General features: G+C 35.5%; 25 protein-coding genes and 1 pseudogene. 19 read left to right on the top strand and 7 right to left on the bottom strand.

Annotated features, from left to right (window positions below):
- Positions 1-24: 24 nt before the first annotated feature.
- From hpaD to ACMZ42_RS08925, 14 genes and pseudogenes are all read left to right on the top strand, one after another.
- Positions 25-1,008 (top strand): 3,4-dihydroxyphenylacetate 2,3-dioxygenase, encoded by a 984-nt coding sequence (gene hpaD, locus ACMZ42_RS08860; RefSeq protein WP_415731199.1) that lies wholly within the window; start codon positions 25-27, stop codon positions 1,006-1,008.
- 24 nt (positions 1,009-1,032) lie between these two features.
- Positions 1,033-1,506 carry a flavin reductase family protein gene (locus ACMZ42_RS08865; protein ID WP_415731200.1) on the top strand — a complete coding sequence of 158 codons (474 nt, stop codon included), beginning with the start codon at positions 1,033-1,035 and terminating at the stop codon, positions 1,504-1,506.
- Positions 1,507-1,527: 21 nt separating this feature from the next.
- Positions 1,528-2,424, top strand: a complete 897-nt coding sequence (locus tag ACMZ42_RS08870; protein WP_415731201.1) for a cytidyltransferase — start codon at positions 1,528-1,530, stop codon at positions 2,422-2,424.
- A 30-nt stretch (positions 2,425-2,454) separates the two neighbouring features.
- Positions 2,455-3,897 carry an aldehyde dehydrogenase family protein gene (locus ACMZ42_RS08875; protein ID WP_415731202.1) on the top strand — a complete coding sequence of 481 codons (1,443 nt, stop codon included), beginning with the start codon at positions 2,455-2,457 and terminating at the stop codon, positions 3,895-3,897.
- Positions 3,898-3,960: 63 nt separating this feature from the next.
- Positions 3,961-4,314 (top strand): DUF485 domain-containing protein, encoded by a 354-nt coding sequence (locus ACMZ42_RS08880; RefSeq protein ID WP_323647386.1) that lies wholly within the window; start codon positions 3,961-3,963, stop codon positions 4,312-4,314.
- 4 nt (positions 4,315-4,318) lie between these two features.
- Entirely contained in the window at positions 4,319-5,875 is a 1,557-nt protein-coding gene (locus ACMZ42_RS08885) for a cation acetate symporter (protein ID WP_415731203.1), read from the top strand.
- Positions 5,876-5,950: 75 nt separating this feature from the next.
- Positions 5,951-6,709 carry a fumarylacetoacetate hydrolase family protein gene (locus ACMZ42_RS08890; RefSeq protein WP_415731204.1) on the top strand — a complete coding sequence of 253 codons (759 nt, stop codon included), beginning with the start codon at positions 5,951-5,953 and terminating at the stop codon, positions 6,707-6,709.
- A gap of 34 nt (positions 6,710-6,743) precedes the next feature.
- Positions 6,744-7,532: a fumarylacetoacetate hydrolase family protein gene (locus ACMZ42_RS08895; RefSeq protein ID WP_415731205.1), complete on the top strand. Its 789-nt coding sequence runs from the start codon at positions 6,744-6,746 to the stop codon at positions 7,530-7,532.
- A gap of 13 nt (positions 7,533-7,545) precedes the next feature.
- Entirely contained in the window at positions 7,546-7,932 is a 387-nt protein-coding gene (locus tag ACMZ42_RS08900; RefSeq protein ID WP_415731206.1) for a 5-carboxymethyl-2-hydroxymuconate Delta-isomerase, read from the top strand.
- A 170-nt stretch (positions 7,933-8,102) separates the two neighbouring features.
- Positions 8,103-9,596: an aldehyde dehydrogenase family protein gene (locus tag ACMZ42_RS08905; RefSeq protein WP_370079485.1), complete on the top strand. Its 1,494-nt coding sequence runs from the start codon at positions 8,103-8,105 to the stop codon at positions 9,594-9,596.
- A gap of 461 nt (positions 9,597-10,057) precedes the next feature.
- The gene (locus ACMZ42_RS08910; protein ID WP_370079484.1) at positions 10,058-10,876 is read left to right on the top strand and encodes a helix-turn-helix domain-containing protein; all 819 of its coding nucleotides are present in this window, start codon (positions 10,058-10,060) and stop codon (positions 10,874-10,876) included.
- A gap of 539 nt (positions 10,877-11,415) precedes the next feature.
- Positions 11,416-12,720 (top strand): APC family permease, encoded by a 1,305-nt coding sequence (locus ACMZ42_RS08915; protein ID WP_415731207.1) that lies wholly within the window; start codon positions 11,416-11,418, stop codon positions 12,718-12,720.
- A gap of 2 nt (positions 12,721-12,722) precedes the next feature.
- Positions 12,723-12,914 (top strand): annotated as a pseudogene (locus tag ACMZ42_RS08920) (alanine dehydrogenase); the annotation flags it as partial.
- Between the two features lie 70 nt (positions 12,915-12,984).
- Entirely contained in the window at positions 12,985-14,364 is a 1,380-nt protein-coding gene (locus tag ACMZ42_RS08925) for an aspartate aminotransferase family protein (RefSeq protein WP_415731208.1), read from the top strand.
- A gap of 379 nt (positions 14,365-14,743) precedes the next feature.
- Here ACMZ42_RS08925 and ACMZ42_RS08930 read toward each other — a convergent pair whose 3' ends face one another.
- Positions 14,744-14,893: a YjcZ family sporulation protein gene (locus ACMZ42_RS08930; RefSeq protein WP_415731209.1), complete on the bottom strand. Its 150-nt coding sequence runs from the start codon at positions 14,891-14,893 to the stop codon at positions 14,744-14,746.
- A gap of 354 nt (positions 14,894-15,247) precedes the next feature.
- Entirely contained in the window at positions 15,248-15,739 is a 492-nt protein-coding gene (locus ACMZ42_RS08935) for an exosporium glycoprotein BclB-related protein (protein ID WP_415731222.1), read from the bottom strand.
- 653 nt (positions 15,740-16,392) lie between these two features.
- On the opposite strand from ACMZ42_RS08935, the gene ACMZ42_RS08940 reads away from it, so the two are divergent.
- The 4 genes from ACMZ42_RS08940 (at position 16,393) to ACMZ42_RS08955 (ending at position 19,489) form a co-directional block, all read left to right on the top strand.
- On the top strand, positions 16,393-16,578 hold the full coding sequence (locus ACMZ42_RS08940; protein WP_415731223.1) for a transposase: 186 nt from the start codon (positions 16,393-16,395) through the stop codon (positions 16,576-16,578).
- Positions 16,579-16,739: 161 nt separating this feature from the next.
- Entirely contained in the window at positions 16,740-17,816 is a 1,077-nt protein-coding gene (locus ACMZ42_RS08945; RefSeq protein ID WP_415731210.1) for an RNA-guided endonuclease TnpB family protein, read from the top strand.
- A gap of 264 nt (positions 17,817-18,080) precedes the next feature.
- Positions 18,081-18,833 (top strand): alpha/beta hydrolase, encoded by a 753-nt coding sequence (locus tag ACMZ42_RS08950; RefSeq protein WP_415731211.1) that lies wholly within the window; start codon positions 18,081-18,083, stop codon positions 18,831-18,833.
- Positions 18,834-19,171: 338 nt separating this feature from the next.
- The gene (locus tag ACMZ42_RS08955; RefSeq protein ID WP_415731212.1) at positions 19,172-19,489 is read left to right on the top strand and encodes an NUDIX domain-containing protein; all 318 of its coding nucleotides are present in this window, start codon (positions 19,172-19,174) and stop codon (positions 19,487-19,489) included.
- 1,160 nt (positions 19,490-20,649) lie between these two features.
- Here the strand turns inward: ACMZ42_RS08955 and ACMZ42_RS08960 are convergent.
- Positions 20,650-21,174 (bottom strand): SpoIIIAH-like family protein, encoded by a 525-nt coding sequence (locus ACMZ42_RS08960; protein WP_415731213.1) that lies wholly within the window; start codon positions 21,172-21,174, stop codon positions 20,650-20,652.
- A gap of 303 nt (positions 21,175-21,477) precedes the next feature.
- Positions 21,478-22,512: an ElyC/SanA/YdcF family protein gene (locus tag ACMZ42_RS08965; protein WP_415731214.1), complete on the bottom strand. Its 1,035-nt coding sequence runs from the start codon at positions 22,510-22,512 to the stop codon at positions 21,478-21,480.
- Positions 22,513-23,096: 584 nt separating this feature from the next.
- Here ACMZ42_RS08965 and ACMZ42_RS08970 point away from each other — a divergent pair.
- A complete protein-coding gene (locus ACMZ42_RS08970) occupies positions 23,097-23,591 on the top strand; it encodes a GNAT family N-acetyltransferase (RefSeq protein WP_415731224.1) in 495 nt (164 codons plus the stop codon).
- A 142-nt stretch (positions 23,592-23,733) separates the two neighbouring features.
- On the opposite strand, the gene ACMZ42_RS08975 is transcribed toward ACMZ42_RS08970, so the two are convergent.
- From ACMZ42_RS08975 to ACMZ42_RS08985, 3 genes are all read right to left on the bottom strand, one after another.
- The gene (locus ACMZ42_RS08975) at positions 23,734-24,159 is read right to left on the bottom strand and encodes a GNAT family N-acetyltransferase (RefSeq protein WP_415731215.1); all 426 of its coding nucleotides are present in this window, start codon (positions 24,157-24,159) and stop codon (positions 23,734-23,736) included.
- 18 nt (positions 24,160-24,177) lie between these two features.
- Complete coding sequence (locus ACMZ42_RS08980; protein WP_415731216.1) at positions 24,178-24,720, bottom strand: GNAT family N-acetyltransferase; 543 nt, start codon at positions 24,718-24,720, stop codon at positions 24,178-24,180.
- 232 nt (positions 24,721-24,952) lie between these two features.
- Positions 24,953-25,172 (bottom strand): transposase (locus ACMZ42_RS08985; protein ID WP_415731217.1); only part of this gene is annotated, 220 nt, incomplete at its 5' end.

Raw genomic sequence — 25,172 nt, forward strand, 5'->3', positions numbered from 1 at the left:
AAACGACTAAGGGAGATGAGGAGTATGGATTTCAATATCATTCGTATTGCCAGAACGGTTATTAATGTGAAGGATTTAGACCGTTCAAAAGATTTTTATGTAAAAGCGCTCGGCATGATTGAAACGGAAACAAAGGACGACTGTGTTTATTTGAGAGGGCTTGAAGAACACACACACCACAGCTTGGTTCTTAAAAAGTCTGATAAGTTAGGGGTACATGCACTCGGTTACAAAGTAGCAAAAGAAGAAGATCTTGACCGTCTGGCCGAATTATTTCAATCAAAAGGCTTAAAAACAAAGTGGCTTAAGGAAGGAACTCAGCATGCTCTTGGGCGTGCACTGCATGTACATGATATTTCAGGGATGCCTCTTGAATTTTTCTGTAAGATTGAAAAAGCAGAGCGCTTACTTCAGCGCTACGACTTATACAGCGGTGCCCGAATTCAGCGGATTGACCACGTAAACTGTGCTGTACCGGATGTAGAAAAAGCTTACAACTTCTTTATCAACGAGCTAGGTTTTGCATGTTCTGAATATACAACTATAGAAGATGGTAATATCTGGGCTGCGTGGCTCCACCGCAAACAGACCGTGCATGATCAAGCCTTTATGAACGGAGATGGTCCGCGCCTTCATCACTTTGCTTACTGGCTACCGGATCCACTTGCTCTAATTCACTGCTGCGATGTTTTAGCTTCTCTTGGTTATTCAGAAAACATTGAAAGAGGTCCAGCACGCCACGGCTTATCCAATGCGTTCTTCTTGTATTTAAGAGATCCAGATGGATACCGCATTGAGCTGTATAACGGAGATTACTTAACAAGTGATAATGACTTCGAGCCAATTCGATGGGATTTAAATGACCCACGTCGTCAAACATTATGGGGGGCAAAAGCACCGGATAGCTGGTTTAATGAAACATCTCCGTTTTTAGATATTGAAACCAACGAACAAATTCAATCTAAGTCACCAATCCTTGCGCAGCGCAAACCAGAATTAGTTATATAAAATAAAAAGAATGGAGGAATTTCAATGGATGATCGTACATTTCGAGATGCCATGGGTAAATTTGCAACCGGTGTAACAGTTATTACAACGGACATTGATGGAGAGCCTCATGGCATGACTGCAAATGCCTTCATGTCAGTGTCGCTAAACCCGAAACTCGTACTAATATCGATTAAAGAAAATGCAAAAATGCTGGATAAAATTAACCGCTCCGGTAAATTTGCAGTGAATATTTTATCGGAAGACCAGCAAGAAGTTTCTATGTTATTCGCCGGCCAGATCAAAGAAAAGCGTGAACCAGAATTTGACCGACTAAATGAAATGTCGGTAGTAAAGGATGCGCTGGCGAATATTACATGCAATGTATATGGAAAGCAAGTAGCTGGTGACCATACGCTGTTTCTTGGAGAAGTAGAAGATATTGTCCTTCGTGAAGGAAATCCTCTGACATTCTTTGCAGGGAAATATGGCCAGCTCGCTGCACCGCAGTTAACTTAACATATAAGGAGAGGGCCAACGATGGAGACAATTTATATCAAAAGTTCAATTGATAAATCAAAGTTCACTGAATTAGAAGCTTGTGTTTTGGCCCTTGGTTTTTTTGATGGAGTTCACATCGGTCATCAAAGAATTCTTGAAACAGCAAAACAAATTGCTGTGCAAAAACAATGCGCCTTTGGTGTTATGACGTTTTATCCGCACCCAAAAGATATACTCTTTCCTCATATGGAGCCAATGACTTATTTAACTCCGCTTCCTTTGAAAGAAGATCGATTTGAAAAGCTGGGTGTTGAGACGTTATTTGTTGTTGAGTTTAGCCCTGAGTTTGCCCGTCTTTCTCCTAACGATTTTGTTGAACAATACATTACAGGACTTGGCTGTGTACATGTTGTAGCAGGCTTTGATTATCATTATGGCTATAAAGGACTCGGTAATATGAAAACGTTATCAGAGTATAATCCCGAAAGTTTGGAAGTAACGACTGTTCCAAAGGTCCAACATTATGATGAAAAAATTAGTTCAACAGCAATCCGAAAATTGCTTGATGAAGGTCATGTGCAAAAGATTCCTATGTACCTTGGCGATTTTTATGAAATTAATGGAGAAGTGAATCAAAGTTCTCTTTTTTACAAAAAACATCAGTTTCTTAAATTAATAGTAAAAAAGAGATACCGCATGCCTAAACCTGGTATTTACCATATTCAAGTTGAAATAGATGGTAAAAATTATGATGGAACCTGCCACCAAATATCTATAAATGAGCAACACTCTTCATTACTAATACAATTAAAAGATTGTTCTGTAAACCCATACAAGAAGCGGATTAAGGTAAAATGGCTAGATTATAAATATGGCAAGCAAAATGAGTCATATGGAATGAATGAATACATGAAAAAAGATGAGCTAGTAATCTAATTAATAGTAGGTAACAGAAAGGAGTAGAATATGAATTTAAAAGTGCAAGTAAGAAAGAAAAATTTATACATTGATGGTCAATGGAAAGAAGCCACTGAACATGCATCTCTAACATCTCCATACTCTGGAGATGTTATTGCATATATTCCTAAGGCTAATGAAGAAGAAGTGAATGAGGCGATTGAAGCTGCAGTTCGTGCAAAAACAGTAATGGCGAAAATGCCAGCTCACGAACGTGCAGCTATTTTAGAACGTTTGGTAGCTTTGTTTGAGAAGCGTTTAGATGAAGCTGCAGAAATTATCGCTTTAGAAGCAGCTAAACCAATTGCTACTGCAATCGATGAAGTGAAACGAACAATACAAACGTATAAGTTTGCAGCTGAAGAAGCAAAGCGAATTCATGGAGAAACACTTCCTTTGGATGCTGCACCAGGTGGAGAAAAACGAGTAGCATATACGGTGCGTGAACCTATTGGGGTTATTGGAGCGATTACTCCATTTAATTTCCCGATGAATTTAGTTGCCCATAAAGTAGGTCCTGCCATTGCCGCAGGAAATACAATTGTATTAAAACCAGCATCTCAAACTCCACTATCTTCTTTCTTTTTAGCCGAGTTGTTACAGGAGGCTGGTTTACCTAATGGAGCTTTTAATGTTATTACTGGCAGCGGAAGAGTCGTGGGGGATAAAATCGTGACCGATGATAGAATTGCAGCTATTACATTTACGGGAAGCCCAGCTGTTGGGATTGGTATTCGAAACAAAGCAGGACTGAAGCGCGTGACATTAGAACTGGGTTCAAATGCAGCCGTTATTATTGATAAAGGGATCGATATTGATTCAATTATTAATCGTTGTGTGAAGGGAGCCTTTTCTTTCCAAGGTCAAGTATGTATATCATTACAACGAATTTATATTCATGAAAGTTTGTACGAAACATTTGTGCAAAAATTCGTTGAAGCTACTCAACAACTCAAAATTGGTGACCCATTAGATCCAAGTACGGATGTTTCAGCGCTTATTTCAAAAGGAGATGTGGAACGTACTTTAGATTGGATTCATGAGGCGAAACAACATGGAGCAGAAGTAGCAACTGGGGGAATCGCAAAAGGGAATATTCTATTGCCAACGGTATTATTAAATGCAGAATCTTCTTTAAAAGTTTCGTGTCAAGAAGTGTTTGCTCCAATTGTTATCATCAATAAAGTTCAAGCAGTAGAAGAAGCAATTGAGCAAGTAAATGATTCGCGATATGGTCTTCAAGCGGGAATCTACACGGATAATGTTCATACAGCGTTAACTGCAGCTGAAAACCTTCATGTTGGAGGCGTAATGATTAATGACATTCCAACGTTTCGTGTAGATCACATGCCTTATGGAGGTGTGAAGGAAAGTGGAGTTGGAAGAGAAGGAATAAAATATGCTGTAGAGGAAATGACAGAGCTAAAGCTAGTGGTTTTTAATAGAAATTAAAAATCGAAGAATTAGAAGCATTTAAGAACCCTATTAAATGATTAGGAAAGAGGTGCTATCAATTTGGAGCTAGTAAAAGAACAAAGCAGTGTAAAAAAAGACATCGAACAACAAGACAACAAACAAATAGATTATGACAAAATTTCCACCTCGGAGGATTTTAAACAACTACTTTTATATAAGAAAAAGTTTATTATTCCATACACAATTTTTTATTTGGCTTATTCACTAGCTTTACCATTCCTAGCCTTGTTTACAAATATATTAAACGTCCAAGTAATAGGAGACATTACGTTGGCGTGGATTTACGGTATTTCAATTATCTTTATGTCATTTGGGGTATGCAGTGTTTATGTAAAGAAGTCTGCTGAATTTGACGAAAAAGTAAAGCAAATCATAGTAAAGGAGGGGCTGTAGACATATGGGATGGGATATTATTCTTCTTTTTGTACTCATGTCAATAGGGGTACTTTTCATTACGTACTATGCTTCCAAAAAAACAAAAACGGCAGGTTCTTTTTATACAGCTGGAGGTGGTCTTACTGCTAGGCAAAATGGACTTGCTTTAGCTGGAGACTTTATGTCTGCATCTACCTTTTTAGGGTTAATTGGAGCCTTTTCTTTAACGGGATATGACGGATTTTTCCTCATGTACGGTGCCTTAGTTTCTTTTCTTGTCATTTTATTTTTAGTTGCAGAACCATTAAGGAATCTTGGGAAATATACGTTAGGTGATATGATTACTGCTCGATTTAAGTTTAAACAAGTACGAGGTGTAACTGCCTTCAATACAATAATCATCTCGGTTTTTTATATGCTTGCACAGCTTGTTGCTGCAGGAGCTTTATTTAAATTATTATTAGGTATTCCATATAATACTTCAGTCCTTATTGTTGGTGTTGCTATGTTAGCTTTTGTTTTGTTTGGAGGAATGACCGCAACAAGCTGGGTTCAAATTATTAAAGCCGTTCTTTTAGTAGGTGGAACCTTTATTATGTTTGTCATGGTTATGTGGAAATTTAATTTTAATTTTATTGGCATTTTTACTGATATGAAAACCGCCACTCCTTTTGGAATTGATTTCTTAAATCCTGGTTTGAAATATAAAAACGGTTGGGATGCAGCTTCTTTAACACTTGGGCTCATTCTTGGGACAGCGGGTCTACCCCATGTATTAGTTCGTTTTTTAACTGTACCTAATGCTCAGGTTGCCAGAAAGTCAGTTGTTTGGCTTATGTGGATCATGGGGTTATTCCACATTATGGTTATTTTCCTTGGGTTTGGAGCAGCAAAGCTAGTTGGAACTTCGAATATTATAGAGGCTAACCCAGCAGGGAATATGGCAGCGCCATTATTAGCAAAGTATATTGGCGGAGATTTTATGTTTGCTTTCATTTCTGCGGTTTCTTTTGCTACTATTCTTGCAGTTGTTGCTGGAATTGTAGTTACGGGAGCAACAGCATTTTCCCATGACTTTTATAACGAAATTTTAAAAGACGGGAAGGCAACCGAAAAACAGCAAATGTTTATGGTACGTCTTGCATCGATTGTCATCACTGCTATCGCGATTGCCTTATCACTATTTCTTCAAAATTTTAATGTTGCCTTTGTAGCGTCAATCGCTTTAACATTAGCAGCGAGTTCGAATTTACCAGTTATTTTATTAACTATTTTTTGGAGAAAATTCAACAAAACTGGAGCAATCTTTGGGATGCTTATAGGATTAATTAGCACGATTGGTCTGGTTATGTTAAGTCCAAATGTTTGGAATCCACAACCAGGTGTAGCCTTATTTACTGGTAAGCCTATTTTCCCTCTTGCATCACCAGGAATTCTTTCTATACCGTTAGGTTTCTTAGGCTGCTATATTGGTACATTAATAGGGACCCGTAAGTCAAAAAATGTAGAGGATAATTTTTCAGAAATTATCGTTAAGTCAAATATAGGTAATGATGTTAAAGGTGTAGTTAATCATTAGTAATAGTTTTGCAAGATCAATAATATTAAGTAATTATCAGAAGAATTTACGAGTTTATGAGAGGAGTGAATAGTTATGAGAAAGGCAATTATTAAATTTAGTGAAACCCTTCACACAAAAGAAGTGGAAGTAGACCCTCAAAGCAATACAATTATTCTCGGTGATAGAAATTTAACAGTAGAACAGTCCTCTTTGGAGGCGCCAATTTCGGGTACAGTATATGGAACTTTATTAAATTATAGTGGCGAGCTAAAGGCATTAGGTTCATCGTTAACTAAGGAACCTTATAAACAGCCTCCCAAAGCGCCTGTCTTATATATAAAACCGGTAAACACCATTACTGGATTTAAATCTTCAATTCCATTACCCGAGGATACACCTCATCTGCAAGTGGGTGCCTCATTAGGCATTGTCATTGGGAAAAATGCTACTCGTGTAACAGAAGAAAAAGCTTTAGATCATGTATTAGGATACACGATTGTAAATGATGTGAGTATTCCACATGAGAGTTTTTATCGACCAGCTGTTAAACAAAAAGCGAGAGATAACTTTTGCCCTGTAGGTCCATGGATTATTGAACGCGATGCAATCTCTGACCCTAATAAGTTGACGATTACTGTATTCGTTAACGATGAATTAAAACAAAAGAATACAACGGCCAATTTAATTCGTCCTGTATCACAATTGATTTCTGAAATTTCGGAATTTATGACGCTGTATGAGGGAGATGTTTTACTGGTTGGGGTACCTGAAAATCCCCCGCTTGTGAAAGAGGGAGATCGAGTACGAATTGAAATCGATGGAATCGGTTATTTAGAAAATACAGTTAAATGAGAATCTTATTGTTTTGTAAAGGAGCGCGATTATTATGAAACATGCACGTGTAGTATTTCAGGATGTCATTCATCACGCAATTGAAACAAATGATGGTCACCTGAAACTAGATAATGGACAAATTGTTTCTGAGGAGGAAGTGGTCTGGCTACCACCTGTCCAACCTAGAACCGTTTTTGCTTTAGGACTTAATTATGCAGATCATGCAAAGGAACTTGCTTTTCAAGCACCAACAGAACCTTTAGTTTTTCTAAAAGGTCCTAATACTTTTATTGGTCATCGAGGTCAAACTTACCGACCGACTGAGGCAACCAATATGCATTATGAATGTGAACTTGCAGTTGTCATTGGGCGTTCTGGGACTAACATTAAACGAGAAGATGCTTATGATTATGTAGCAGGATATACCGTTGCAAATGACTATGCCATCCGTGATTATTTAGAAAACTATTATCGTCCAAACTTAAAAGTTAAGAATAGAGATACTTGTACACCAATCGGTCCATGGCTAGTCGATGCAAAAGATGTTGAAGATCCTATGAATCTTACATTGCGTACTTATGTAAATGGAAAAGTGACTCAGGAAGGCACAACGAAGGATATGATTTTTAGTATTCCGCAATTAATTGAGTATTTAAGTAGTTTTATGACATTAAATAAAAACGACATTATCCTTACTGGTACGCCTGAGGGCTTAGTTGATACAAAAGAAGGAGATGAAGTCATTACTGAAATTGAAGGAGTGGGACGACTAGTAAATACCATTATTAGCGAAAAACATTTCTTAAAAACTGAAAGTGATAACGCTATTTTTAGTCAGTGAAAGGGATGAAAACATGCCGCATTTTATTGTTGAGTATACCGATAACATAAAGAAAGAAGCAGACATTCCGAGTTTGCTTAAAAAAGTGAATGATGTTTTGATTAGCCGTAGTAATCTTTTTCCGACTGGAGGAATTCGATCAAGAGCAGTTGAACTTCAAGATTACCGAGTAGCAGATGGAGCAGAAGATGATGCATTTGTTCATGCTATATTAAAAATTGGGGCGGGAAGATCGGCTGAAAATAAGAAAGAAACTTGTGACGAACTATTCGAAGTGATGAAGGATCATTTTGCTGAGCTATTTACTAGACGATATCTGGCATTATCTATGGAATTGATTGAATTCAGTGAGGAAGGTACTTACAAGTATAACAATATTCATACACGTTTTAAAAAGTAAGAAGGCGTGTAAGTCGTTCATTCCTATTCTTTTATTTTTTTGCTTCTCTTAGCAATTATCATCCTGATAAGTATAGTTCCGCTTTTTACAATAAAAAACAATTAATACCGCTTACAATTTAGGTTACATCGCGTTAAGTATAGATTTTCATTTCAGGAAGGGGACTTTAAATGACAAAGAATCAGGCTTTAGATGTGAACTGCATTGAATGGGCAAGTAAAATAAACAAAAGTTATATTGGCGGTCAATGGGTAGAGGGTGGTAGTAAAAGAACTTATTCAATAAAGGATCCATATGATCAGTCAACTATTACATCTGTAGAATTAGCGAATGTAGAGCAAATAAAAGACGCATATCACAAAGCAAAAGTAGCTCAAAAGGAATGGGCTAAATCTACTCCAGAACAAAGAAGAGAGGTTTTAACGAAAGCATTAGACTATTTAGAGAAAAATAAAGAGCATATTTTGGAATTAATTACACGGGAAACAGGTGGAACACTACTTAAAGCTCATATTGAGTTTGGCTTTGGGGTTAGTGACATAAAAGATTCTATTAATATGGTTGATGAAATATACAGACCCCAAAATTATGCATCTACTACACCAGGAAAGGTTAGCCGTGTATATCGATTACCTTTAGGTGTAATTACGTCCATCACACCTTTTAACTTTCCATTTAACATGGCAACAAGAACAATTTTCCCGGCCATTGCTCTCGGGAACAGTGTTGTTCATAAACCAGATCTCCAAGTTGGAATAGTTGGTGGACAAGTTTTTGCAAAGGCTTTCGAAGAAGCAGGACTTCCTGCTGGAGTGTTTAATTCAATTTTAACCGATCTTCAAGAATCAGGAGATGAATTCCTGTTAAATAAGAATTCTTCGTTTATCAGTTTTACAGGATCAACTGCAGTAGGAAAACATATTAATAAGGTAACAGGCGGAACATTAAAACAAATGGCATTAGAACTTGGAGGCAATAATCCTTTAGTAGTTTTAGGAGATGCCGACGTTGAACAAGCTGTGAGAGCCGCCATCTTCGGGAAATTTTTGCATAGTGGTCAAATCTGTGCGATTACAAACCGAATTATTGTTCATAGAGATATTTATGATGAATTTGTTGCTAGATACGTAGAAAAAGTAAAGGGATTAACAGTAGGAGACCCCAAGGACCCTAACACAATTATTGGACCTGTTATAAATGAGAAACAAGCTGATAAAATCATGGATTTAGTTAATAAAGCAAAGGAAAGTGGATTGAAAGTTGCCGTAGAAGGTGACCGTACAGGGAATGTTATTTCTCCATTTGTATTTGTTGATGTACCTAATGATTCAAGTCTTGCATCTTGTGAAATCTTCGGTCCTGTTGCACAAATTATTCCGGCTGAAAGTGATGAAGAGGCCATTCGTTTTGCTAATGACACGGAATATGGACTATCCTCTGCCATTATAACTAGTGACTTAGAAAGAGGGGAAAGATTAGCCCTTGAGATCGAATCTGGTACAACACATATAAATGATATGCCTGCAGTGCTAGAAGGAAATGTTCCATTTGGTGGAGTGAAACAAAGTGGAATTGGGCGATTTGGATATGAATGGATTGTAGATGAGTTTACTGTTACGAAATGGGTATCCGTACAGACAAGTAAATTAGATTATCCGTTTTAGGATTGCAGCGAAGTTCAAATTACTTACAGCTCGATACTATTAAGAGGATATTAATAGATTTGAAGATATTTCTCAATAAAGCATTGAACCGTTGTTAGAAAAGCCTGTAACCTTGAGTGACAAGGGATACAGGCTTTTAACTTACTATGAATGGAAAAGCGCTCTTTATAGCTGTTTTAAAGTCTGCCCGCTATTCGTAACTCGTCTACTTTTTCGAAGAATTTACCATCTTCATCAAATAAAAGGAACACTGAGGGGAGATAATTAATTATCTAAATTTTCCGAAAGTTTTGTTGATTATTTTTCCTTTTTTTATTACACTTATTTTACGAACATTCGTAAACAACATTAGCAACTTTCAAACCGTTGATTTAGCTGTTATTCGATTAACCGAGGGAATTATCACATATTAAACATCGATTTGTAAGCGTTTACTAATTTGTATTAAAGGTGGTATAAAGTTGATTAATCCTTTAAATTCGAAAATAATTAGTTACTTGCCGTCTCAGCCTGACTTTGAATTTCAGACAGATTACTATACTGAACAAAAAGTTAGAATTAAACCAAATCAACCATCTATTCTGTTTTACCAATTTAAAATGGGAGGGGTAAGTAATCAAATTTCTGTTATCCCGGATGGGTGTATCGATATTCTCATTAATTGTGATCAGCATTACGGTAATATTTGTGGAAGCGTTACTAAAAGTAGAGAGATTAACCTTCTCCCAAACAGTACATACTTTGGGTTTCGTTTTCTGCCATGTCTAGATATTAAGAAAATAAAATTCGGTATAAAAGACCTTACAGATAAAGAAGTTTCCTTAAATGAAATGTTTCCTGTAAATACGAATATTTTAGAAAGGGTAGTAACCTACGATAGTTTTACGGAGAGAGTCAATATATTCAATGAAATATTGGGAAGTCAAATTTTTGAGATTGATAAATCATCAAAACTAATAAAACAAGCATTATATAATATATACGCGACAAGAGGTAATATTACCATAGCTCAACTTGCAGAAGAAGTAGGATATTCAACTAGATATTTAAGAAAACAATTTGAAGATCATATTGGAATTTCCCCAAAATTATTTAGCCAAATAGTAAGATTTCAATCATCACTAAATATGCTTCTGAGGACAACCCACTCTACGTTAAATGATGTTATTTATGAGAATGGTTATTATGACCAAGCCCATTTGATACATGAGTTTCGGAATTTTGGATGCATGACACCTTATCAATTAACTGGGCAAAAAAGTTGCCTGAAAACCAGCTAAATAATGTTTGTATAGCTCAAGCAATTACTTATTTAAGTAATTGCTTTTTTAAGTGCACCCGGCATGCGCATACTTGAAGAATCCTTGGGTGAAAATTTAGAATGTTCCGATTTTTACAATATCAAATTATCTTAATCTGATAATCTGTAATTAATATAAAGAATGCTTATTTTCCTACTACAGTTCTAAGGAAAAATGGGCAATCAACAAAATCAAAGAGGGGAGTCAGATGAATGACGAAATACTAACTGTTTATTAGTTGTAACTGGGTTGAGGCCGTGTCAGGCAGAACATTTTCGTTTATTAATCCCAGAACTGAAAAGTGAATTCCGTCTTATCCGAGGCCTGAAGTACAGTTAGACAAAGCTTGCCTGGGTTGACTTGAATGAAAAATTTTAGAATTGGTATGGAGGGTAACGTTTTGTATAAATAACAAAATTATAATAACGCCAATGGGGGTAGGGATTATAGAAACACAAAAATCAATAGGGAACATTCAAATTTTATCAGATGGGCAAAGTCTAAAAAGAAGTTTAAAGATGCGAGATTTAGTTATTTTTGGTCTTGGCTTTATGGCACCAGTTGCAGCGATGTCAATGTTTGGAATTATCACATTGGTATCTCAGGGCCATTCTGTCCTCTCATATGTTCTTGGTTTTGTTGCAATGTTATTTACGGCGTACAGTTTCGGTAAAATGGTTGAAGCTTACCCAGTTGCGGGTTCAACCTATACCTACGCCCATAAAGCGCTACACCCTAAAATAGGATTTATAGCAGGATGGGGAATGCTCCTTGATTATCTGTTGATACCCATGCTAACTTTTTTGATCAGTGCAAGTTTTGCAAACGCCCTTGTACCAAGCATTCCAGTTTGGGGTTGGGTTCTCATTTTCGCTATCCCAATCACGATTATAAATATAATTGGAATTGATATAGCGGCTAAGTTGAATTTAGTTTTAGTGCTCCTCATGATTATCGCGGTGATTGCCTTCGTTTTCAGCGCAAGTCACTATATTATAACGGGGGATTTAACTTTAATAAACTATAATGCAATTTATGATGGTGATTCATTTTCAATAGGAGCAGTTATTGGCGGGGCAGCTATTGTTATTGTCGCTTACCTAGGTTTTGATGCTATTACAACCTTGGCTGAAGAGACGAACGTAGGGGGGAATAAAATTGGTTTGGCCATTTTGTTTACCTGTATCATTCAAACAGTATTTTATGTTTCCGTAACTTATTTAGCAGTGATTCTTGTAGGGAACTATTTAACTATTGATAATCCCGACACAGCCTTCTTCAACGTTTTAGAGACGATAGGGGGCGGGTTCCTCCAGACTTATATTACACTTACGATTATCGCATCTGGAATTGCAAGCGCCTTAGCGAGCCAAGCAGCTTCAAGTCGTTTGCTCTTGGGGATGGGACGTGACAATGTCATCCCTCAAAAATTTTTTAGCTATATCCATCCAAAGTATAAAACACCAATTAATAATATTTTATTAATGTCAATAATCGGAATGATTGGTGCAATATCTTTGAATCTGCAAATTGTATCAGACTTAGTTGCATTTGGTGGATTATTAGGATTTGCTTTCGTGAATATTTGTGTAATTAAACACTACTATTTAAAAAATAAGCAAAAAAATATCGTTAAATATTTGATTATTCCATTAATTGGAACGTTGGTTTGTCTTTATATCTTGTGGGGGCTTTCAACAGCTGGAAAAATAGTTGGATTTACCTGGATGGGAATTGGTGTGTGTTATTTAGCGATTCGATCCCTGTATTCAAAAGAATCCAAGAAACTCTTAACAGATATAGAAGGGCAGAATGTTAGTTAAATGCGCTAACGAATGTGACAATCCCATATGGTGTGAAAATTGCAAATCAAGGATTTAGACAAGCTGCTCTGGCATTAGCTAAAGGAATTAACGTTATTGGAGGATTTGTGACATATAAAGCTGTAGCCGAAGCTCATGGCTATTTATATACCCTTATTGAGAGACTGATAGAGTGTGAAAGGGTAATTTCATAAATCGATAATTAATTATTAAATAGCTAGGAATGCTTAATTATATTTGTCTATTAAAGGAGGAATAAAAAATATGCAATACGTTGCAAAGCGAAATAACCTAAGCAAATTGGAATTATCAGAACTGGATAAAAAACATTATTTGCATCCAACGACACCACCAAGAGCTCATTATTTATCAGGGCCTTCAACAATCTTTACAGAAGGCAAAGGAATTTATCTGAAAGACATAGAGGGGAAAGAGCGTATTGATGGGGTTTCGATGCTTTGGAATGTAAACCTTGGCTATGGGAATGAAGAGCTTGCTGAGGTAGCAAAACAGCAGATGTTAAAACTTTCTTACAGCTCTTCATTCAGCGGACAATCCAATGAGCCCGCTATCCTTTTAGCACAGAAAGTGGCTTCATTAGCACCTGGTGATTTGAATGTTTGCTTCTTCACATCGGGAGGCTCGGAATCTAATGATACTGCGTTTAAACTAGCACGTTTTTATTGGAAAGTAAAAGGTCAGCCAGAGAAAACTAAAATTATTTCTCTTGAACAATCATTCCATGGAGTTACAGTAGGAGCCACAAGTGCTACCGGAATCGAGGGATTCAACAAATTTACGACTTCCAATGCTCCGAACTTCCTTACAGCTGCAGCACATGTTTTGAATGCAGAACTTGGTGACAAAAGTGATCCAAATTACTCGCGTTCTATTCGTGGAATGATTGAATCAGAAGGATCCGACACCATAGCTGCTGTCATTCTGGAGCCAATCCAGGGCGCAGGCGGGGTAAGATTCCCTCCTGACGGATACCTTCAAGCTGTTCGTAAACTTTGCGACGAACACAACATTTTGCTTATTGCAGATGAGGTGATATGTGGGTTTGGAAGAACCGGAAAGACCTTTGGTGTTGATAACTGGAACATTGTTCCGGACCTTCTATGTGTTGCAAAAGGAATCTCAAGTGGCTACGCTCACCTGGGTGCCGTAATTATGAGAGAGCATGTAAGAGAAGCATTTATTCAATCAGATGAAATGATGTTCCATGGATTCACATATAGTGGACATCCAATGGCTTGTGCGGTTGGCTTAAAGACACTTGAGATATTAGAAAGAGATCAAATTGTTGAGAATAGTAGACTTCGTGGTGAAGAATTATTAAAAGGACTTAAGTATCTCGAAAGCAATCATAAACATATAGCGAATGTAAGAGGTCTCGGTCTACTTGCCGGTATTGAGCTAGTTAAAGATCCTGAAAACGGCATTCCATTTGATCCGTCGGTACACGCTGCAGCTCTGTATACAGATATATGCATGGACTTAGGGCTGCAATTGCGTTACTTCGATTGGAAGGGAACAAATACGGTTGCTCTTGCTCCACCGCTTATTATTACAAGCCAACAGGTTGAAGAGATTATTTACAGAATGTCTGAGGCTCTTAAAAGGTTCGAAAAACAGATTTAATTCAAGCTAGGAAAATCTATTAAGATTATTGATAGTAAATTACTATCGTTATTCAATTATAGGACGCTTTTCCTAAGTATAGGAAGTGTCCTTTTTCATATATTTTAATGATTTACATGATTCAGTAATTTATTATTACCCATGATTCGATCCTTGAATATCCTCGTATGAGAAAGACCCTCCACGAACAGAATCGATTCTAGATTAATGTAATTCGACAGCCGAACGCCAGCAATGGTCATGTAAACATCGACTATGTTAATGCAATAGATGATAAAAAGTAACTGCACAATATGAGGGAAGAAACGATTAAAGGGTCACTAGGCAAGAAGCGACCCTTTAAAGAGGTGAGAAAGACTGATAGTTTTGTATTGATATGCTAACAGTTTTCATTATTTAAGAAAGTAGCGCCGATAATAATTAGAAGAATGAATAGAACAACAATCAGCGTAAATGATGAACCGTGGCCACGGCTATAGCCACCATAACAGCCACAATTAAAATTACCTGTGTTTCCATAGTATCCCATAAAAAAATCCTCCTTCCTACAATATATAATATGTAGGCTGTTGAGAAGGAGTGGGGTATTCATCCATTCAACAATAGGCATTAAAAATTAATCAAGTTAGTAATATTTTTGTGGGATAAGACAATAAAAAAGGTCACTTAGGATTGAACTGACCCTTAATACAAAAGGAGGATAATTGCTTTACATTACTATTACTATGAAGTAAAAGTTATTTTGCTTAAGTGAATAGCCTCTGAAAGATATTAAAAATAAAAACTGTAATGAAATAAGATACTGTAGCTTAGCTTCTACTGAAAGAAGTTAAATTTTTTCTTGTCTATATTATCTGAAATCGCAGCACCGTCACTAGAATCTTTAAACAATATTAATTCCTGCACTTGCAGTACCAAGAATAAGGTCAACTGTAGTATCTCCTGGTAACGATGAAATATAAAATACCATTAATAATTGGTCACCTGGAGCTACTGGTACCGGTGGGATGTTAGCGGATGCAAATACTAAAAGACCTATAGGTATAGGTTCTGTAATAGTTGGAGCTAAATCAACGCTAGCACTTGTACCAGTAAAACTATTACTTCCAATAGGTGCATGGAAAATTTGAGCACGGATTGTTACAGATCCTGATTCAACCTGTCCCCCTAATGCAGTATAAGAAGTTGAAATAGCAGTAATATTTCCTTCACGTGGGACGGTGTAGGCTTCATTTAAAAGTCCAGTTAAATTAATTGTATTATTTGCAATAGGTACAAGGTCTACAGCAGAACCAAACCCTATAAGACTAGCAAGATTATTGCCGAGTATATTTTCAACAACAGTTTGTGTATTTCCAGAGGAAAAGGGAATTATTGAACCGCTGTTGTTTTCTTCCCCGTTCTAGATTTATGAATTTATACAATTTATATCTTTAGCCACAAATGGTCCAAAGTTATCACATTCTTTTCTCGTTGATAAACAATTACAATTATCTTTATTAATGCACATAAATTTGGCTCCTTTCATCGCTATGATATGTTCGAGAAAGTAAGTGAGAAGGGCTAAAAACTTGATAATAATATTCTTGTAATGCATCTCTTTCGGTAGGCAGTTTATACCGAAGCAAATGAACAAGAAGATGCCTCTGTAGTTGTATTCCCCGTTTATAGAAATAGTTAAAGCATCTACTTTTTCTCCTATAGCTCTTAGCATTAAGAGCTATATTTGTTATTTGTAGGGGCATAAGAATGTTGAGCGATTCTGTGGAGAATAAACGCAACAGTGAACGTCCAGTACGGTTTTAAACTGGCTGAATGAGCGAAATACACAGACATATAAAACCCCTTATAGGATTTTCATTAGCTAGTTCCATACATTAAAAGCGTTTTGTGCCATTTTACAGATTTTCGAACGGGAAAGCCCAATCCTTCAGGTGTGGGATGAGAGTGAGATCGGATACGGAGTGCTACTAAAAAACTGAAAGGTTTGTGGTACTTCAAGTATCCGAAAATTCCGCACTTTTTTGTATGTATGTTGCATTTATAAATAAAGCTGATAAATTTAAGTTGAGAGAGGAATTTCCTCATCTTCAACATTTGCCAAGCCAATGGACACGTTCCTATTTTGTATCTACCGCAGGAAACATATCGAGTGAAATCATCAAGCATTATGTGGAACAACAAAAAACAAGGGGGGAATACTATGCAAGTTAAATGTAGTAATTGTGGTTTTGTGCAATTTTATAAAGACTGAAAATTCAATAAATTCCATATCTCAGTTCATGGTTGATAATTAGAGAAGCAATTTTAGAAGAGTATAGAAGAGTATAGAAGAGTAAAAAAGCTAGATTAATTAGAGATTGAGGTGAAGAACAATGTCGCAAACAATAACTGTTAAAGTAAAACTGCTTCCAACAAAAGAACAGGCTTCCATTTTGCTGAATATGAGTCAATCGTATGTGTATACAATCAATTCCCTTGTTTCTGAAATGGTTGCAGAAAAGAAAAGTACAAAGAAATCAAGCAAGGATATTTCTGCCGACCTGCCAAGTGCTGTTAAAAACCAAGCGATTAAAGACGCTAAAAGTGTGTTTAAGAAAGTGAAGAAAAATAAATTCAAGGTTGTTCCTGTGTTAAAGAAGCCAGTGTGTATTTGGAATAACCAAAACTATTCTTTTGATTTCACGCACATTTCAATGCCCATCATGATGGATGGCAAGGCAACTAAAACACCTATTCGTGCTTTGTTGGTCGATAAAGAAAACCGCAATTTTGATTTGTTGAAACACAAATTAGGTACTCTTCGTATCACGAAAAAAGCGAATAAATGGATGGCACAAATATCTGTCACCATTCCTACAAGTGAAAAAACAGGAACAAAGATAATGGGGGTAGATTTGGGTTTGAAAGTCCCTGCTGTTGTAGTGACAGAAGATGGAAGCGCTCGTTTCTTTGGAAAGGGTAGACAAAATAAATCTGTCAGACGTAAGTTTAAATCCAAACGTAAGAAGTTAGGCAAATTAAAGAAATTAAATGCTATTCGCAATCTTGATGATAAAGAACAGCGATACATGAAAAACCAAGACCATAAGGTTAGTCGTGCGATTGTTAATTTCGCTAAAGAAAATAATATTTCTGTCATTCGCTTAGAACAACTAACGAACATCAGGCAGACGGCAAGAACAAGCCGTAAAAACGAAAAGAATCTGCACAACTGGTCATTCTATCGTCTTGCTCAATTCATTGCGTACAAAGCGAACCTAGTAGGTATTAAAGTTGAATTTGTGAATCCTGCGTACACAAGTCAAACATGCCCGAAATGTTCCGAAAAGAATAAGGCACAAGATAGAATATATAAGTGTAAATGTGGATTCGAAAAACATCGTGATTTAGTCGGTGCAATGAATATTCGATATGCACCTGTGATTGGTGGTAACAGTCAATCAGCCTAAGATGCTATATGCACTGTCTTAGGAAGGGTAATGAGATCCCCTCATCTTGAAGGCTGTTCAAAACAGAAATGGACTGCGAACGCGTAGTCATTCAAGAATCCCACCCGTCATACCGTAAGGTATAGGGCTTGCGACTTTAGTCGTGGGAGTCTCAAAACAGGCATAATGAGATTAGCGTGATGGTCTTCCACAATCTATATAGATCGGGTACTTTAGATAATTGGCTACTTTGGTAAAGTATCTTTATACTGAGAATTAGTATTTATGAAGAAAGGTTTTGGTTTTGTGATAAAGATACTTCCTGCTAAAGAAATTTACTTAAAAGGTAATAACCATGCTGTATTACTTTTACATTCGTTTACAAGCCATACTAGAGATATGAAGAAGGTTGCTATTGAAATTCATAAAAAAGGTTACACATGCTATGCACCACTTTACCGAGGACATGGGTGTGCTCCAGAACAGTTACTACAATATAACGTAAATGACTGGTGGCAAGATGTTGTGAATTCATATCAATTTTTAATTAACGAGGGATTCCAAAAAATTTCTGTTATAGGTTTGTCTATAGGTGGGATATTTACATTGAAACTTGCGGAGATAGAAAAAATAGAGCGAGCAATTGTATTATCAGTACCGATTGATAGGGAGCCAGAACGACTCAAAAAAAGAATTATAAATTACGCATACAATTACAAAAAAGTAGAGGGGAAGTCTACATTTCAAATTTCTCAAGAAATTGATACGTTTAATCAAATGTCCTTAGATAAATTAATTGTATTTCAACAATTCATTAAGTCTACCATTCAAAATCTTGATAAAATATCAGTTCCAATTGCAATTTTTTATGGTGAACAAGACGATGAATTGTACTCACATAGCGCTAATGTTATTTATAATAATGTCAATTCATATGTCAAAAAGATTAAAGGTTATAAAGAATCCAAGCATTTAATGACATTAGGTAAAGATCAAGAAGAGCTAGTAAATGACATTTTGGAATTTTTTAATTGTTGAAGATGAATTTATTTGTAATCTCTATAAAAAGACCGCTTCAAATGGTCTGTCTGTTTAAATTCCCTATCACTCAGCTGTATGTAGAAAATAAAGCTCGATGAAATCAAATTATCACTGAATAAAATAAAATTTAGAAGCTTTTCTGTATTGGTACTTTATCGCATTCAAATAGGGAGTTTCCAGAGAAAGTCCCCCGGGAAAGGGACAAGTAAAAGTGGTTATATGGTGCGTAGATAGGAAAGAATCGATTTTTACAATGTAAACGAAAAAATCCAAGCTTTAACTAGCCATTAGATTAAATATTTTATTATTTCAGTGATGACAAAGGGGTGTTTTAATTGAGTGAAATTCCAATAAGATGTACAGGAGTTGCAACAGTTTTATTAAAAAGAATAGAAAATGAATATAGAGTTTTACTTTTAAAAAGAGCTACTGCGGTGCTACGTGATGCATGGTGTTACATTGGGGGTGGGATTGAAAAAGACGAAAGTGCTTGGGAAGCTGCTTTGAGGGAAATAAAAGAGGAAACCGGGATTACAAAAGTTACATTATATACATCAAATAAATTTGACCAAATATATTCACCGCAAGAAAATTATATTTATATTGCACCCGTATTTGTCGGGTTTGTAGAAGATCAACAAGATGTTAATTAAATTATGAACATAGCGACTACCAATGGTTATCGTTTGACAGGGCAATAGAGACTGTAACTTTACCTGGAAATGATGAAGTGCTTAGGTCAATCGAAAAACATTTTGTAATAAGAAAACCACCTAAATACTTACGTGTTGGGAATTAAGTTTTATTTTAATAGAATAATAGATTGGAGAAGATATACAAATGCAAAATACAATTCGTATGTTAACACCTGCAGATTTAGAGCAAGCATCAAAGGTTTTTACAAGTGTTTTTAATGCAACTCCTTGAAATGAACCATGGAGTTTACAAACATCTTATAAACGATTGTTAGACATAAGTATGACTCCAGGATACATAGAATCGGTTATTTTTATTCAGATGATCAAATGATTGGATTTTTAGCTGGAAATGAAGAGGAATGGGCTGATAGCAAAAGCTTTTACATAAATGAAATCTGTGTATTAAATAGGTATTTTCTTAAAGATTGTTGCTTTTATTGTCTTGTGATAAAAAAACAGCGATGATTCTACAAAAAATTGTGGGATCATCGCTGTTTTGACAAGCAATTTATGGATTATTGAAATGTCATAATATTGAGATTCGTAAACAGACAGATTCCCGCAGAAGTACACATTGAACACCCATTTGTTCGATCAACAATTTTTTTAGCCTAAGGTAAATGGAAATATTTATCCATATGGATGAAATATGAGGTATTATTAAATTAACAGTGCTAGTTTAGGAGGGGTTTTATTGAGTGATAACAAAAAGGGGATAGTGTTCTCGATTATATTCGGTAGTTTAGCCATTTTAATTGTAGTGTTTCTATTGTCTTTTGCGTTTTTTTGCAAAGAAATACTAGACGCGTTATTTAATAATGGGGATTTCTAGTCTATATCTGTAATCTTCCATTCTTTTTTTGACCACTTTCAAGAGGAATTTCCTTAAGCTTCACACTTGAATAATTTACAACTCGGTTATCGGTTGTTTAGTATTCTCCGCTTATTTCGTAAACCAAACTTTTAACTAACGAACTCAGTTAATTTAAATATGACTTCTCATAAATTTTTGGATAGGGAGGGGAGCTGCAGCGTCTTAGAACGGTATTTCCACTAAAAAAATCCTTCGTGACGCTGTTTTTCGTAAATAAATGAAGACCCCTTTTTTCTATTTTTCAATAATTGTTTGCACCGAATTTTACTTGCACATTTGCATCCTCGCATTCTTTTTTAACCAGATAAATAATCTCATTTGCTCGAGATTTTGATAATTTATTTGCCACCACTGTTACGGAAATGTTTTCTCCTTCTATTCGTACTAAAGCATCGGGAAAGCCTAATGATTTAATTTGCATCTCAAGTATTGCCTCTGTAGATTCTTCCTTATTGAGAGTATCGATTTCCATAGACGCTGTATTTTGATCCTCAACAAAATACTCATCTGACGTTATTTTTTGCGTTAACTTTTGGCGAAGTTGATTTCTTTCGTTATTAACTTGTAGGCGTGTTTCTTCAAATAAAGGGCTAGAAGAAGATACTTCCTTCGTAACAGTCTGTATTGCAGCTTTTTGATCTGCATCTACAGACAAGATAATTTCCTCTTTTGATTGTTTTGGTGAATCCAACAAATAAAACACTGAAATAACCGCTACTAGAGTTAATAATGCAAGTAACCAAGACGATTTTCTTTGTAGGTGCATTCACTATCCCTCCCTCAATAAATTTGGTTAAACACCACTAAGCATCTTTTCAATGTATGTTTTATGAGAAATTTATTTATAAATATGCTGACAGTTAAACGAAAACAACTCATTTTGTCTGTCCGATTTGTCGAAGCCGCTTTAAATTATCAAAATTAAGTTTCGTCTTCGCATTTAAAATAGGTGTCATGAACGAGTGTATTGCGTGTTTGGCTACAGGGGAAGAATACTAACAACTAATAAAAGGGTACTAGAATAATTTTTTGATTCAGTACCCTTTTGTTGATTATTTTTTTCATCAAACTATAAGAATAATAAGCCAAATAAAGAAAGGAGTAGAGAAATTCCGAGGATTGTCCCAACAACTTTCATATGTCTTTTTCGCCCCATTACAACAATTGCAACATATTCACGAACCATTGCGTTGGGCCAATAATAAAATGCTGTTTTTGAACCGATACCTTGGCTATTCAGACCAGCTTGTCTAGCGTATAGACCGGCGCGGAAAAGATGGAAATTATTTGTTGTAAAGATGCTGTTGTATTTACCATCTGGTTTTAACGTATCCATAACTTGTTTCGAAAATAACATATTTTGATAGGTGTTTACAGAACGATTTTCTTGCATAGTATGCTCAAGAGGAATGCCTTTTTCAACAGCGTATTTCTGCATCGCTTCCGCTTCAGGCAGATTTTCATCGGGACCTTGTCCTCCAGAGAAAATAATTGATGGTGGTGTGGTAACCGTTGCTTGTTTCTGATAAAAATCAATAGCTTTATTAATTCTACTGGCAAGAAGTGGTGGTACTTTATCGTTAATTAAACCGCTGCCTAGTACGATGATAAAATCTTGGTTATACTTTGGTTTATTAAACTGATAGAGGAAATATGCAGATAGAAAGTTTGATAAATGAATCAAGAAATAAAACATTATAAGCGATATTCCACCAAACATAGGTTGAAATATATTAGATAACAAACTAGATGGACTAATAATAGGCATGACAATAAATAATAAAATAATAATAGCTACAATTAAAGTTAAGGAATTTGCTAAGCGTCTTCCTTCTCTTTTCATTAAAATTCTTGCGTTAAGAAATAGACCGAACATTAAAGCTACAATTCCAAAAGGTATAATAAAGAAAAGTGCTATTAAAGGTATAATAACTAAAAGCTTTATAGTATTGTTTTCAGATGCTAATGAAATAATCGTACAAAATAAAAGAAATGAACAGAAAAAAATATTAAATAAAAAGCCATTTACTATCTTTCTGGGATCTTTCAAGTAAGAATACAAAAAAATAAAGAATAGGATAAGCGGAATAATCCAAAAAAACATAAACCTACACCTCGCCTATATAGTATTGATCGTTTTATTTTTAAACTTCTATATATTAGCATAGATTTTTGAAATTACATCCTTTTTACGTAATCCTTACATAAACCTTAAAAAATATTGTTAATTGCACAAGATAATTATTGCCTCATCATCAAAAGTTGTGGATGACATTTGTTAAAACGTATGCTATTTATCTTCATTCAGTAGAAAACTCCTATCTCAAAAGGGGTGAGATGAATTCGTCTTTGCAATAGGTGTTCAAATAAATAGAGGAACTCCAGTCTAAGAACGCCGCGTTCTGTGGCAATTTATCTGTGCGAAAGCAAAGTGATAGCAGCAATTACGCTATTGCGAAATTGAAAAGAGTTGATTGGAGTGGAGACTGGGCGACTCCTTGGGGATTAGCGTCACAGATGAGACCCTGCAGCGAAGCGAAGCGGCTCATCGGACGCCCCCAGGAAAGCGCCCAGTCGGAACGGAAATCAACCACACGTTATGGTGATAAGCTAATTTTTTGTTAGTTTGATAAAATTATGAAATTTTAAAAGAAAAAACAATTCAAGGAGGGAACTATATTGATAATTATGGAAACAGAAAGGTTAGAATTACGAGAACTAAACGATGATGATATTTCTGTCCTTTATTCAATTTTTTCAGATGCTGAAACAATGAAATATTATCCATCACCATTTAGTTTAGAACAAACTAAAAATTGGATTGAAAAAAATAAAAAAAGATATCGAGAAGATGATTTTGGTTTATGGGGTGTATATTTAAAAGAATCGAATGAATTAATTGGAGATTGTGGACTCGTTAAACAAATAGTTGATGGAAAAACTGAAGTGGAAGTAGGCTACCATATTCATAAAAAACATTGGTCTAAAGGATATGCAACTGAAGCGGCTAAAGGTTGTGTAGAGTATGGATTTTTACAGTTAGGACAAGAAAAATTAATAAGTATTATTGATCCTAAAAATGAACCATCAATTCGTGTGGCTGAAAAAAATGGTTTTACGATGGAGAAGGAGTCGTTTATTTTTAATAAAATTCATCATATATATTCAGTACAAAATTATTAGAATACTAATTGGTAATTAATATTTAGTATAAAAGAATAAGTTGTAATTGTAAGACATAATGAGGATTAAGTGATTACAATTACAACTTTTTTTAGATGGAAGTTCCTATCTTTTAAAATAGTTAGAAGGAAACTTGATAGTCTTATGAAAGGTCCTTTTTTAAATAGTAGTGCTGATGATCCCTTCCGACATTGTCCAAAGTACCGTAGATTTTATATCCGTGATTTTGATAAAAATCTAAAGCCTGAAAACTTAAAGTATCGACCTTTATGAAATCACAGAAGTTATTTAAAGCAATTTGTTCGATTTCTAATAACAATTTAGATCCATGCCCTAATCCACGAATATCCTCATCAATCATAAGTGTATGTATCTCTAACCAATTCCAACAAATTTCCCCCAATATGCCGCCACGGATTTGATCATTTTCATCTATAAGGAACAGGTTGATTTCTTGATATCGGCCTCTTAAATCCTTTGGAAAATGTTTTAAATTGTATTCGTAAAGCTTATTATTAATTAAAGATTTTTTACGTTCATTTTGTTCTTGTGAGATTTTGTATTGCATTCATTTTTTCCTCCTCTTTTATAATGGGAAATTTCGTTTCCAAACCATATGATGGCTATTTTCATTCCAATAATGCTCCAGTAAAAAGTTTGGCTTCCCCAATTTTTTTTGCCAAAAAGTTTGAGCCTGTTTGTATCCACTATCTAAGCAAAAACCTTTTATATTTTTACTCTCTAGCGTGGTGAACATTTTTTGAAGTAACTTTGATCCTACTCCACGATTTTGATAGTTGGGGTGAACAAAAACTGTCCCAATCTCAGGGAAGTCTGTTAGATCTTCCTTTATCGTTTTTTGAATTAAATTATTCGCTACTCCATATTCGATTGTACCAATAATTTTCTTAGCTTCTTCATCAATTGCTAACCAGAAAAATCTCTTTTCTCCTTGGCTTTCCAAATCCCATTGTAAATAATGTTTTTTTATTTCCCATTCATCTTTTTGATCATCATGGAGCCCTGCAAGCCCTTCTTTTGCAAAAGTATCGGTAATTACAAGAAGAAAAAACTCATGCAACTCTTCAGTATCTGTTGGCTGGGGACGTCTTACGTTAATTCTTTTCAAATAGCATCCTCCTTTCAGAGTGAATGTAATATTATTGTAATCATACAATAAAAAGTTATGTGTATTTAGCAATTAAACAAATTACCCAGGTACTTTAAAAAATAAAGACCTGGGCATTTGCGGAGGGCACTGAAAAACTTACGTTTTCATGAAAGCGAACCTTTTTCAGATAAAAATAAGGCACTTCTTGTTCAATTTTGAACAGGAAGTGCCTTATTTCTGTCTCTAATCCTTATTCATTTTCGTTTAGTAGCTTTAATATCCGTTTCAAATTGACAGCGAATATCGTTGTAGCACCTTGAATTTCCATGCCAAATAGACCCGCTGTCGATGCCGTATCGTACCCGTGTCCGTTTATTAATTCACTATTCTTCGCTTCTACTTTGTAGCGATTTGCGGCTAATTGCTTAAAAGCTTCCGTATTTTGAAATGCCTCTTGTTCGGCATGTGTA

Origin of the sequence: Lysinibacillus sp. NPDC056185 (assembly GCF_047737915.1) — a bacterium.
Taxonomy (GTDB): domain Bacteria; phylum Bacillota; class Bacilli; order Bacillales_A; family Planococcaceae; genus Lysinibacillus.

What these genes read in the sequence shown, in the direction of transcription:
- hpaD (WP_415731199.1), top strand. Translation starts at nt 25, where the DNA reads ATGGATTTCAATATCATTCGTATTGCCAGAACGGTTATTAATGTGAAG.
- ACMZ42_RS08865 (WP_415731200.1), top strand. Translation starts at nt 1,033, where the DNA reads ATGGATGATCGTACATTTCGAGATGCCATGGGTAAATTTGCAACCGGT.
- ACMZ42_RS08870 (WP_415731201.1), top strand. Translation starts at nt 1,528, where the DNA reads ATGGAGACAATTTATATCAAAAGTTCAATTGATAAATCAAAGTTCACT.
- ACMZ42_RS08875 (WP_415731202.1), top strand. Translation starts at nt 2,455, where the DNA reads ATGAATTTAAAAGTGCAAGTAAGAAAGAAAAATTTATACATTGATGGT.
- ACMZ42_RS08885 (WP_415731203.1), top strand. Translation starts at nt 4,319, where the DNA reads ATGGGATGGGATATTATTCTTCTTTTTGTACTCATGTCAATAGGGGTA.
- ACMZ42_RS08890 (WP_415731204.1), top strand. Translation starts at nt 5,951, where the DNA reads ATGAGAAAGGCAATTATTAAATTTAGTGAAACCCTTCACACAAAAGAA.
- ACMZ42_RS08895 (WP_415731205.1), top strand. Translation starts at nt 6,744, where the DNA reads ATGAAACATGCACGTGTAGTATTTCAGGATGTCATTCATCACGCAATT.
- ACMZ42_RS08900 (WP_415731206.1), top strand. Translation starts at nt 7,546, where the DNA reads ATGCCGCATTTTATTGTTGAGTATACCGATAACATAAAGAAAGAAGCA.
- ACMZ42_RS08905 (WP_370079485.1), top strand. Translation starts at nt 8,103, where the DNA reads ATGACAAAGAATCAGGCTTTAGATGTGAACTGCATTGAATGGGCAAGT.
- ACMZ42_RS08915 (WP_415731207.1), top strand. Translation starts at nt 11,416, where the DNA reads ATGCGAGATTTAGTTATTTTTGGTCTTGGCTTTATGGCACCAGTTGCA.
- ACMZ42_RS08925 (WP_415731208.1), top strand. Translation starts at nt 12,985, where the DNA reads ATGCAATACGTTGCAAAGCGAAATAACCTAAGCAAATTGGAATTATCA.
- ACMZ42_RS08930 (WP_415731209.1), bottom strand. Translation starts at nt 14,893, where the DNA reads ATGGGATACTATGGAAACACAGGTAATTTTAATTGTGGCTGTTATGGT.
- ACMZ42_RS08940 (WP_415731223.1), top strand. Translation starts at nt 16,393, where the DNA reads ATGTATGTTGCATTTATAAATAAAGCTGATAAATTTAAGTTGAGAGAG.
- ACMZ42_RS08945 (WP_415731210.1), top strand. Translation starts at nt 16,740, where the DNA reads ATGTCGCAAACAATAACTGTTAAAGTAAAACTGCTTCCAACAAAAGAA.
- ACMZ42_RS08950 (WP_415731211.1), top strand. Translation starts at nt 18,081, where the DNA reads ATGAAGAAAGGTTTTGGTTTTGTGATAAAGATACTTCCTGCTAAAGAA.
- ACMZ42_RS08960 (WP_415731213.1), bottom strand. Translation starts at nt 21,174, where the DNA reads ATGCACCTACAAAGAAAATCGTCTTGGTTACTTGCATTATTAACTCTA.
- ACMZ42_RS08965 (WP_415731214.1), bottom strand. Translation starts at nt 22,512, where the DNA reads ATGTTTTTTTGGATTATTCCGCTTATCCTATTCTTTATTTTTTTGTAT.
- ACMZ42_RS08970 (WP_415731224.1), top strand. Translation starts at nt 23,097, where the DNA reads ATGGAAACAGAAAGGTTAGAATTACGAGAACTAAACGATGATGATATT.
- ACMZ42_RS08975 (WP_415731215.1), bottom strand. Translation starts at nt 24,159, where the DNA reads ATGCAATACAAAATCTCACAAGAACAAAATGAACGTAAAAAATCTTTA.